Annotated in this window: 9 protein-coding genes; 6 read left to right on the top strand and 3 right to left on the bottom strand. The window is 63.7% G+C overall.

Translation table 11 applies throughout. From position 1 onward, the window contains the following. Together AC2FNJ_RS19760 and AC2FNJ_RS19755 are read right to left on the bottom strand one after the other, a co-directional pair. A partial coding sequence (locus AC2FNJ_RS19760; RefSeq protein WP_496766727.1) for a multiheme c-type cytochrome occupies positions 1–1,367 on the bottom strand: 1,367 nt, incomplete at its 3' end. Beyond that, the gene (locus tag AC2FNJ_RS19755; protein WP_496766726.1) at positions 1,367–2,233 is read right to left on the bottom strand and encodes a YihY/virulence factor BrkB family protein; all 867 of its coding nucleotides are present in this window, start codon (positions 2,231–2,233) and stop codon (positions 1,367–1,369) included. The genes AC2FNJ_RS19760 and AC2FNJ_RS19755, both read right to left, overlap by 1 nt. Before the next feature lie 182 nt (positions 2,234–2,415). Here AC2FNJ_RS19755 and AC2FNJ_RS19750 point away from each other — a divergent pair, with 182 nt between their 5' ends. The 4 genes from AC2FNJ_RS19750 (at position 2,416) to cls (ending at position 7,132) form a co-directional block, all read left to right on the top strand. Continuing rightward, the gene (locus AC2FNJ_RS19750) at positions 2,416–3,495 is read left to right on the top strand and encodes an AI-2E family transporter (RefSeq protein WP_496766724.1); all 1,080 of its coding nucleotides are present in this window, start codon (positions 2,416–2,418) and stop codon (positions 3,493–3,495) included. Positions 3,496–3,505: 10 nt separating this feature from the next. Further along, the gene (locus AC2FNJ_RS19745) at positions 3,506–4,612 is read left to right on the top strand and encodes an acetoin utilization protein AcuC (protein WP_496766729.1); all 1,107 of its coding nucleotides are present in this window, start codon (positions 3,506–3,508) and stop codon (positions 4,610–4,612) included. Positions 4,613–4,722: 110 nt separating this feature from the next. Beyond that, a complete protein-coding gene (locus AC2FNJ_RS19740; protein ID WP_496766723.1) occupies positions 4,723–5,697 on the top strand; it encodes an HAD family hydrolase in 975 nt (324 codons plus the stop codon). A gap of 22 nt (positions 5,698–5,719) precedes the next feature. Then, entirely contained in the window at positions 5,720–7,132 is a 1,413-nt protein-coding gene (cls, locus tag AC2FNJ_RS19735; RefSeq protein WP_496766721.1) for a cardiolipin synthase, read from the top strand. On the opposite strand, the gene AC2FNJ_RS19730 is transcribed toward cls, so the two are convergent. Further along, positions 7,129–7,563, bottom strand: a complete 435-nt coding sequence (locus AC2FNJ_RS19730) for an ion channel (protein WP_496766720.1) — start codon at positions 7,561–7,563, stop codon at positions 7,129–7,131. The two genes, cls and AC2FNJ_RS19730, sit on opposite strands and share 4 nt — an antisense overlap. A 185-nt stretch (positions 7,564–7,748) precedes the next feature. On the opposite strand from AC2FNJ_RS19730, the gene AC2FNJ_RS19725 reads away from it, so the two are divergent. Both AC2FNJ_RS19725 and AC2FNJ_RS19720 read left to right on the top strand, forming a co-directional pair. Further along, positions 7,749–8,396, top strand: a complete 648-nt coding sequence (locus AC2FNJ_RS19725) for an ABC transporter ATP-binding protein (RefSeq protein WP_496766718.1) — start codon at positions 7,749–7,751, stop codon at positions 8,394–8,396. Continuing rightward, the coding region (locus AC2FNJ_RS19720) for an FtsX-like permease family protein (protein ID WP_496766717.1) at positions 8,393–9,524 on the top strand (1,132 nt) is incomplete at its 3' end. The genes AC2FNJ_RS19725 and AC2FNJ_RS19720, both read left to right, overlap by 4 nt.

The raw sequence follows: 9,524 nt of genomic DNA, 5'->3' as shown, positions 1-9,524 counted from the left end.
GCTTGGGCAAAACTGTCGCCGTAGTGCGGCCCGCGGCGCAGAGAGTCGGGGAACCATTCCGCGATACGGTCCGCGGCCCATTGCTGGCCTTCGTCCGCGTGGCAGTCGGTACAGGCATCCGGCGCACCCGTTCTGATCCCCAGATCGGGTCGCGGAATGCGAAAGCTGTGATCCCTTCTGCCGTCGATTCCCATGTATACGCGCTCGATCATGTGGCAATTGCGGCACTGCGCGCCTTCACTCTGGGGCGTGTGGTGGGTGTGCTCGGGTGAGTCGTATTCCTTGCGCGCCAGCGTCGGGAACCTCGCGTTGCCGGCAGGCGAATGGCATTGCGTGCAGGTCGCATTGCCTTCGGTTGTCAGCTCCGCCCCATGCGGGTCGTGGCAATCCATGCAGCCGACCCCCTGCGCATACATCCGCGACTGCAGGAACGACCCGTAGACATAGACTTCGTCCAGGATCTGCCCGTCCGGGTGATAGGAACCCGGCCGCAGCAGCGCGAGGTTGTAGGCGTCGTGAAACGGTGTGCCCGGCAGCGGGTTGCCGTCCGCCAGAGCTTCGCGACGGGAATGGCAGCCCGCGCATTGCTGGATTTCGGCCTCGGTGTCTCCCCTGCCCCAACTCATCGTGAAACCGAATGCGTCAAGACCGTCGCCCGGTTCCGTGCCCGTGGTCCACGCCAGATGCGCCGAGCCGGGTCCGTGGCAGGCCTCGCATCCGACACCGATCTCGGCCTGGGTCGAGGCATAGCGGTTCGTGCGCACGCCGAAATTCTTTCTGTAACCGGTCGCGTGACATTCCGCGCACCGGCTGTTCCAGGTCTTGTATGGCCCTGTCCAGTGCAGCCCATCCTGCGGAGTGGGGTTGAGGTCCGGATAGAGGTGATACCACTCCCCCCGCTCGGCGTCCCAGACCACGTCAAAGCTCTGCAGCCGGCCCGGTTCGGTCTCCAGCAGGTATTGCTGCAGCGGCGCGATTCCGGCCACCGAGTGCACGGGATAGGTTGTGGTCGTGCCGTCCTTTTCCGTCACCTCGACACGGTAAGTGCCATCTTCGCTTTGAAACCGGGCCGTCATGTCGCCCAGCTCGAACGCGGTCCCGTCGAAATCCGCGATGACGGTTTGCGGCCCGGGCACGGTCCAGGCCAGCGCGTGATGCGACCCGCGCCAGGCGTCGGCTTCCTCGAGATGGCATTCCGTACACGCCTCCGAGCCGACATATTCCGGCGCTTGCGCCAGCGCGGGTGAGGACAGGACGGCACCGCCAAACAGGGCGCATCGAAACAGCCGGTACAAGGTGCGGGTCAACCAAAGCGTTTTCCCCACATCGTCATTCCGGCCCATGAACTTCAATGATTTGTCCCGCATCATGCGCGCCCCGCTTCGGTCGGATTGGATTTCAGGTCCATCAAGGCCCCGTTGAACTCGGCGCCAAGAATGAGGATCGCCGCGCAGAGATAAAGAAAGATCAGGGCCGCCATCGCGCCCGCCAACCCGGCATAGGTCGCGCTGTAGGTGGCGAATTTCCCCACATAGATGGAGAAGGCCCATCCCCCTGCCCGCCACAGAAGCAGCGTCAGCACGACGCCCGGCAAAATCTGCAACAGGCTGTGGCGGCGTGGCGGCAGCAAGGCATGAAAGGCAAACACCATGACCGCAGGCATCGCAATCACGAAGATCCAGTTCAAACGGTCCATGGCGAACCAGTCCACCGCTTCGGCCGGAATGCGTTCTGTCACCAGCTTTGTATAGACCGGCAGCACGACTTCGAACGCGGCAGCCGCCAGCACGCCGGCCCCACCGCCGATGACCAGCGCGATGCACAGCAGGCGCGACTTCCAGAAGGCGCGGGTGTCTTCGTCGTGATAGGCATGGGTCAGCGCCACGCGCACGGCATTCACGCCGTTCGAGGCGAAATAGATGGCCAGCAACCCGCCCAGCGTCATGACGCCCGAACCCGCCCCCTGCAAGACGGCGCGCACCTCGGCTTCGATCGGCTTGGCCACATCCGCCGGCCAGGACCCGAAAATGAGGTTGAGAAGCTCGTCGGTCACATAGTCCTGCGACAGGCTGCCCGCCAGAGCGACCGTGAACAGGATGAACGGGAACAGCGCCAGCATCAGCGACATGGCCACGTGACTGCTCATGACGAACCCGTTCTTGGCCACGAACCGCTGCACCGCCAGCCACAGGGCCCGGAATGGCGTCAGCAGGGGATTCGCGGCGGGTGTCATGGCCCGAGCCTAGCCTGCCTTGTGTCATGCCTGAACCCCGGTTTTTGCCGGTCGCCGGGCCAAGCGGCTGCGCCCATTGCACAATCGCGTCGGGTTGGGCAACATCACCGGGCATGTGCCCGCCCCTGCCGTGCGGAAAGATGCCGGCGCAGGAAGCGGCCGGGGAAAGGGTTTGACCATCCATGACAGGCGACCGCCACGATCTGCACAAACCCGTCCGGCTGAGCCTGTCTGCGACTCGGGATACCCTGATCGTTCTGACGCTCATCGTGTTCGCGCTTTATGCCGGAGCGAAGTTTCTGATCCCGCTGGTGCTGGCGCTGATGATCAACGTTCTGATCATGGCCGTCAGCGACCGGGTCGCAGCACTGATGCACGCCCCGACCTGGCTGGCCAATCTGGCCGGCATCACCGTGGTGCTGGCCGGATTGTTCGTCATCGTCTACATCCTCGGCAACCAGGCCACGCAATTCGCGCGCAATGTCGGCACTTATGAGAACCAGTTCGATGTCGCGGTGCATCGCGTGACGGGGTTGATCGGCAATGATGTCACCAAGTTCATTCGCGACAACCTGATCAACATCGACATGTCCATGGTGGCGCGGACGGCGCTGGGCAGTGCGACATCCCTGCTGAACCAGTTCTTCCTGATCAGCCTCTATGTCGCCTTTCTGATGGCCGAACGGCTGGCCTTTCGCAAAAAGATCCGATTGGCGGCGGGAAGTCCGAAAATCGGGTCGGACATGGCTGCGGTCCTTGACGCCATCTCGCTGAGTCTGCAGCGGTATCTGGGTCTCAAGACTCTGATCAGCGCCGTGACCGCGCTGATCAGCTATGCCGTGTTCAAGGTTCTGAATCTGGAATACGCGGAAACCTGGGCGGTCCTGACCTTTGCGCTCAATTTCATTCCGTCGATCGGCTCGATCATCGCGGTGATCTTCCCCGCGCTGGTCTCTCTGGTGCAGTTCGAAAGCATCGGGCCTTTCCTGATCATCGTGCTGGGCTGCGGAACGCTTCAGTTCCTGATCGGCAACTTCATCGACCCGGCCTTGATGGGCCGGTCGCTCAACATGTCGACATTTCTGGTCATCCTGGCCCTCACCTTCTGGACCTCTGTCTGGGGACTCATCGGCGCGTTTCTGAGCGTGCCGCTGACCGTGTGCATCCTGATCGTGTTCAGCCACGTTCCGGCCCTGCGCCCCGTGGCGATCCTGATGTCGCTGGACGGGCGGATTGCCGAGTTGGACCCGCCCCGTGAGTGATGGCCCGAGCATGGCGCAACCGGTCTTCATAGGGTCGGAAATCTATCGCCGGTCCACCTATGGCCGGTCGCATCCTCTTGCGATTCCGCGGGTTTCGACGGTGATCGATCTCTGCCGGGCCATGGGGTGGCTGCCCAAAACGCAATACCTTACAAGCCCGCGCGCCAAGCCGGCCGCTCTCACCCGGTTCCACACGCCGGAATACATCGCCGCCCTTCAAGAGGCCGAACGGCGCCAGCAGGTTGACGACGAGGTTCGAACCCGGCATGGGCTCGGCACTCTGTCGAACCCGGTTTTCCCCGAGATGTTCCGCCGTCCGGCGACCACTGCCGGCGGCTCGATCCTCGGGGCGGAACTGGCTGCACAGGGGCGCATCGTCTACAACCCCGGAGGCGGCACACATCACGGATTCGCCGACCGCGCCGGCGGGTTCTGCTATCTCAACGATCCGGTGCTCGCGATCATGACGCTGCTGAACAAGGGACTGTCCCGTGTCGTTTACATCGACATCGACGCGCATCATTGCGACGGTGTCGAAGCGGCGTTTCACGGCTCGGAGCGGGTGCGTCTGATTTCGGTGCACGAGGACCGCCGTTGGCCTTTTACCGGACGGCTGTCGGACGATGCGGGCGGTGCCGCCTTCAATCTGCCGGTAGCCCGCGGCCTGAACGATGACGAATTCGCCCTGATCCTTGATGAATTGATCCTGCCGGCCGCACGGGCGTTTCGCCCGCAGGTCATCGTTCTGCAATGCGGCGCGGATGCTGTCACCGAAGACCCGCTGTCGCGGCTTTGCCTGTCCAACAACAGCCATTGGCGGGCCGTTGCCGAGATCCGGCAGCTTGCCGATGGTCTGCTGGTTCTGGGCGGCGGCGGGTACAATCCCTGGTCCGTCGGGCGGTTGTGGACGGGCGTCTGGGCGACGCTGACCGCTCAGGACATCCCCGATCATCTGCCTGCTGCGGCCCGACAGGTGCTGAACGATCTGACCTGGCGGCGTGCGGCGGGGCGCAATCCGCCGCAAGCCTGGCGGTCCACCCTGCGTGATGCGCCGCGGCGCGGGCCGATCCGGGATGAAATCCGTTTGAGCGTTCGTGAACTTGCCGACCGGATCTGATCCTGAAACCCGCTACATTCAACAAGGCTGCAACCGTATTGGATTCGTGTATGCTTTGACCGAACGCGCCAACCCGTATCGAAAGCGTCATTGATCACAGGAGATTATTCATGAAACAGCATTTGCTTCCGGCCATTCTGCTGACCTGCGCCGCCGCCGTCCAGGCGGACCCGCTGCCATCCTGGAACGAAACGGACTCCAAGGCCCGAATCATCGCATTCGTCGAGAGCGTTTCGGATCCGGCATCGGACGACTTCGTGGCCGCAGCAGACCGGATTGCGGTGTTCGACAATGACGGCACGCTCTGGGCCGAGCAGCCGGTCTATTTTCAACTCATCTTCGCCATGGACCGGCTGGCCGAAATGGCCAAGGACGATCCATCGGTCCTGACCAACGACACTTTGCGCGCCGCGGCCGAGGGTGACGTGACCGGGGTCATGGCGGGTGGCGAAGAGGCGCTGATCGAGGTGATCAACGCCACACATGCCGGATCTAGCGTCGATGCATTTCAGGCGGCTGTTCTGGAATGGCTGGACAGCGCGCGACATTCCGACACCGGGCTTGCCTATGACGAGATGACCTATCAGCCGATGACCGAACTCTTGCGCTATCTGCGGGACGAAGGGTTTCGTACCTACATCGTCTCCGGCGGCGGCCTGCATTTCATGCGGGCCTTTACCGAGGACGCCTACGGCATTCCGCCGAACCAGATCCTGGGCACCTATGCCGACAGTTCCTATCAGATGGTGGATGGCAGCCCCGCGATCGTGAAAGAGCCCGGAGTGGCCTTTGTCGACGACAAGGACGGCAAGCCCGTCAATATCGAACGCACGCTCGGCAAGCGCCCGATCATGGCCGTCGGCAATTCGGACGGCGATTTCGCGATGCTGGAGTGGGTGACCGCCGGCAGCGGCCCGCGTCTGGGTGCCATCGTGCACCATACCGATGCCGCGCGCGAATGGGCCTATGACCGCGATAGCCATGTGGGCCGTCTGGTGGACGGCCTGGATCGCGGGCCCGAAATGGGGTGGGTCATCATCGATATGGCAAACGACTGGGCGCGCATCTACACTGGCAGCCGGTAAGTGACTGAAAATTCGGACGACCATGTGGGCCGCTCTTGTCTCAGCCTCCGTCTTCGCGCTCTACGCGACCGCGATCTTCTGCGCGGTTCGCGCCGCACAAACCGCCCGGACGCCGCAGGGGTCGGTGGGATGGGTGGTGTTTCTGCTGTCGTTCCCGCTCGCCGGCGTTCCGATCTACATGTTCCTGGGCCACCACCGGTTTCGCGGCTACCGGATCGCCCGGCGGGAAAGCGAACGGGTCGTCGCCGGCATACGGGCATTTGCCGAGGTGGCCAGCCCGGATCCCAAGGCCATGACCATCAATGCGCGGCCGTTCGAAGAACTGGCGCATTTGCCGGTCTCGCGCGGCAATGGAGCGGATCTGCTGATCGACGGCGAGGATACGTTCCAGGCGATCTTCGAGGCGATCGATGCCGCCGAAAACTACATCCTGATCCAGTTCTACATCGTCCGTGACGACGAACTCGGGCAGGAGCTGCAGGAAAAGTTGATCGCGGCCGTGCGCCGGGGTGTGCATGTGCGCTTTCTCACCGACGCGGTGGGCAGCTATGGCCTGCCCCGGACCTACTTTGAAAAGCTCCGTCAGGCCGGTGTCGATGTGGTGGATCCGCGCGATCAGAGGGGGCCGAATTTCCGCTTCCAGCTCAACTACCGCAACCATCGCAAGACCCTGGTGATCGACGGACAGGTCGGCTTTATCGGCGGGCACAATGTGGGCGTGGAATATCTGGGACAGGATCCCGGATTCGGCCCCTGGCGCGATACCCATCTGCGGGTGCGCGGCCCGATCGTGCTGCAGCTGCAACTGGTCTTTGCCGAAGACTGGCATTGGGCGCGCAACGAGGATCTTCTGGATCTGCTGACCTGGACCACTCCGCCCGCGCCCGAGGACATGAACGCCCTCATCGTCGCGACCGGGCCCGGCGACAAGACCGAGACCGGCGCCATGATGTTCTTTGCCGCCATCACCGAAGCCCGAAAACGGGTCTGGATCGCGTCGCCCTATTTCGTGCCGGATATCGACATCATGACCGCCTTGAAACATGCCGCGATGCGGGGCGTCGATGTGCGCATACTGGTGCCCGACGTGATAGACCACCGGATTCCCTGGTTGGCGGCCTTTGCCTATTTCGACGAAATCCGGGACTGCGGCGTGCGCATCTTTCGTTACACCGACGGGTTCATGCATCAGAAGGCTTTCGTGGTGGATGACACGCTGGCCGCCGTGGGCACGACGAATCTGGACAACCGGTCGTTCCGGCTCAATTTCGAGGCGATGGCACTTTTCTTCGATCGCCGCGCCGCAACCGCCATCGCCGACATGCTGAACGACGATTTCCTGGGCAGCTACGAACTGGCGAAATCCCTGCCCGAGCAGCCTCGGGCGATCCGCTATGGCGCGCCCATCGCGCGGCTGTTCTCGCCCATTCTCTAGGACAGGAAACGGTCGGAAAAGAGGCGGGTCATCACCGCGACGAGGAACGCCGTGGACAGTCCGAAGGCCAGAAGCCCCGTCACCGCGGCGAAGGAGCCGAAGATCCTCAGTTCCTCACCCAGGACGATATCTCCGTATCCGAGCGTCGTGAAGGTGACCAACGAGAAATACAGCGCGGTATTCCAGTCCGGAAGGATCGCGCCCCAGACCCAGACGATGGCCCAGATCCAGACCTGAATCGTGTGGATCGCGATGATGAAGGCCAGGGCCACGACGATCGGCGCGGCGGTGCGCACCATCTGGCCCCGGTCGGCGACGTGATCCACCACGCGCCGGATCAGAGCGGTGCACCAGGTGAGCAAGCCGATTTCCACGACGAAACAGGCAAACAAATAGATGCTGCCCCAGAAGATCTGTTGCGACAGCGTCATTTCAATCCTCTCCAGCTTGGGTCGTCGGCCATGTGGTGCCCAGCATGGCCCGACACGGATCGGGGAACAACCCCGGCCTGACCAAAGGCACGGCACAGACCTGCGGCGAATGGTTCCGTCTCTACAGGCGCGCTGGACAGCGTGCAGCTGCGCATCACATTCTGCACCAACCCACAGGAGGTACGATGCTGCTGTCGGTCGAGCATGTGAAGAAAGCCTATCCCGGCGGCAGGCCGGTTCTGGAGGATGTCTCCCTGCGCCTCGATGCCGGAGAAACCGTGGCGCTGACCGGCGAAAGCGGCAGCGGCAAGAGCACCCTGCTCAATCTGGTCGCGGGGTTGGACAGCTTCGACAGTGGAGAAATCGCCCTGGACGGGGCCGCGCTCTCGGAGCTTGACGACGCCGGGCGGGCAGCGCTGCGGCGCGACGTGCTGGCGATCGTGTTCCAGCAGTACAACCTGATCCCGTCCTTGTCGGTCGGCCAGAATCTCGCCTTTCATGCCCGGTTGGCGAACCGGCTGGATGCGGATTGGCAGCGTGAATTGTCCGAACGCTTGGGACTCACGGATGTCTTGCACAGGTTTCCCGAACAGCTCTCGGGCGGGCAGCAGCAGCGGGTGGCCATCGGCCGGGCCATGGCCGTCAAGCCGCGGCTGTTGCTGGCAGACGAGCCGACCGGAAACCTTGACGAAACCGCCAGCGCGGCGGTGCTGGCCCTGATGCTGGACCTCGTGCGCGACACGAAAACGGCGTTGCTGTTGGTCACGCATTCCGTCCGGATCGCCGATTGCCTGGACCGGCGCGCGCATCTGACCGGCGGTCGGATCGGATGATTGCCGCGACCCTCGAAGCCCTTCTGGCGCATTGGTGGCGGCACAAGCTGCAACTGGTGACATTGCTCAGCGGCGTGGCGCTGGCGACCGCGCTTTGGTCGGCGGTGCAGGCGATCAATGCCGAGGCGCGCGCAAGCTACGCCCGCGCAAACGAACAGCTTGCGATCGGCCAGTTCGACGAGCTGATCCGGCCGGGCGGCGAAATTTCCTTGCAGGAATATGTCCAAATCCGTCGCGCGGGTTGGCAGGTGGCGGCGGTGCTTGATGGTCATCTCCGGGTCGAAGATCGCCATGTCCGGCTGATGGGAGTGGATCTGCTCGCCTATCCGCCTCTGGCCGTCGTCACCGAGGCGACGCAAGGGCCAAATGGTCCGGGTCCAACCGACGCGCTGACCGCGCCGGGACTGGTGTTCGCGCAGCCGGAACTGGCGCACGTTCTGGCGCGCCAACCGGGCCTGCCCCCGGTGATTGCCAGCGAGTCGGTTCCGCCCGACATGATCCTGACCGACATCGGCGTTGCGGAAACCCTGCTGAACAAGTCCGGGCGCATGACACGCCTGGCGGTGTTGCCGGACCAAGCCGCCGGCCTGCCGCCGCTGGGCGACGTGGCCCCTGGGCTACAGCGCACCACCCGGTCCCTCGACACGGATACTGCCCAGCTGACGCAGAGCTTTCATCTGAACCTGACCGCGTTCGGGTTGCTGGCATTTGCGGTCGGCCTGTTCATCGTCCACGGCACCATCGGACTCGCGATGTCACAGCGGCGCGGCACGATCCGCACCTTGCGCGCCTTGGGCATTCCCCTCGGACTGATCACGCGGTTGATCCTGGCGGAACTGGTCCTGCTCGCTCTGCTGGGCGGTCTGCTCGGCCTGGTTCTCGGTTTCTTTCTGGCCGGTGCGCTGCTTCCGGATGTCGCCGCCACGTTGCGCGGCCTCTATGACGCGCCGGTCGACGGGCAGATGACGCTTCGGCCCGCATGGATCGGCGCCGGTCTGGTCATGGCGATCGGCGGAACCCTTGTGGCTGGCAGTCAGGGCCTTTGGAAGCTTGCGCACATGCCGCTGCTGGCAGCCCCCGGCCTGCGGGCCTGGCAAGGCAGCGGTCGGTCTCACCGTATGGCGGCCC

The sequence above is a fragment of the Ruegeria sp. BHSB196 genome (assembly GCF_059613135.1).
Note: the sequence above shows the minus strand (reverse complement) of the source record. Positions and strands in the feature narration are given on the sequence as shown.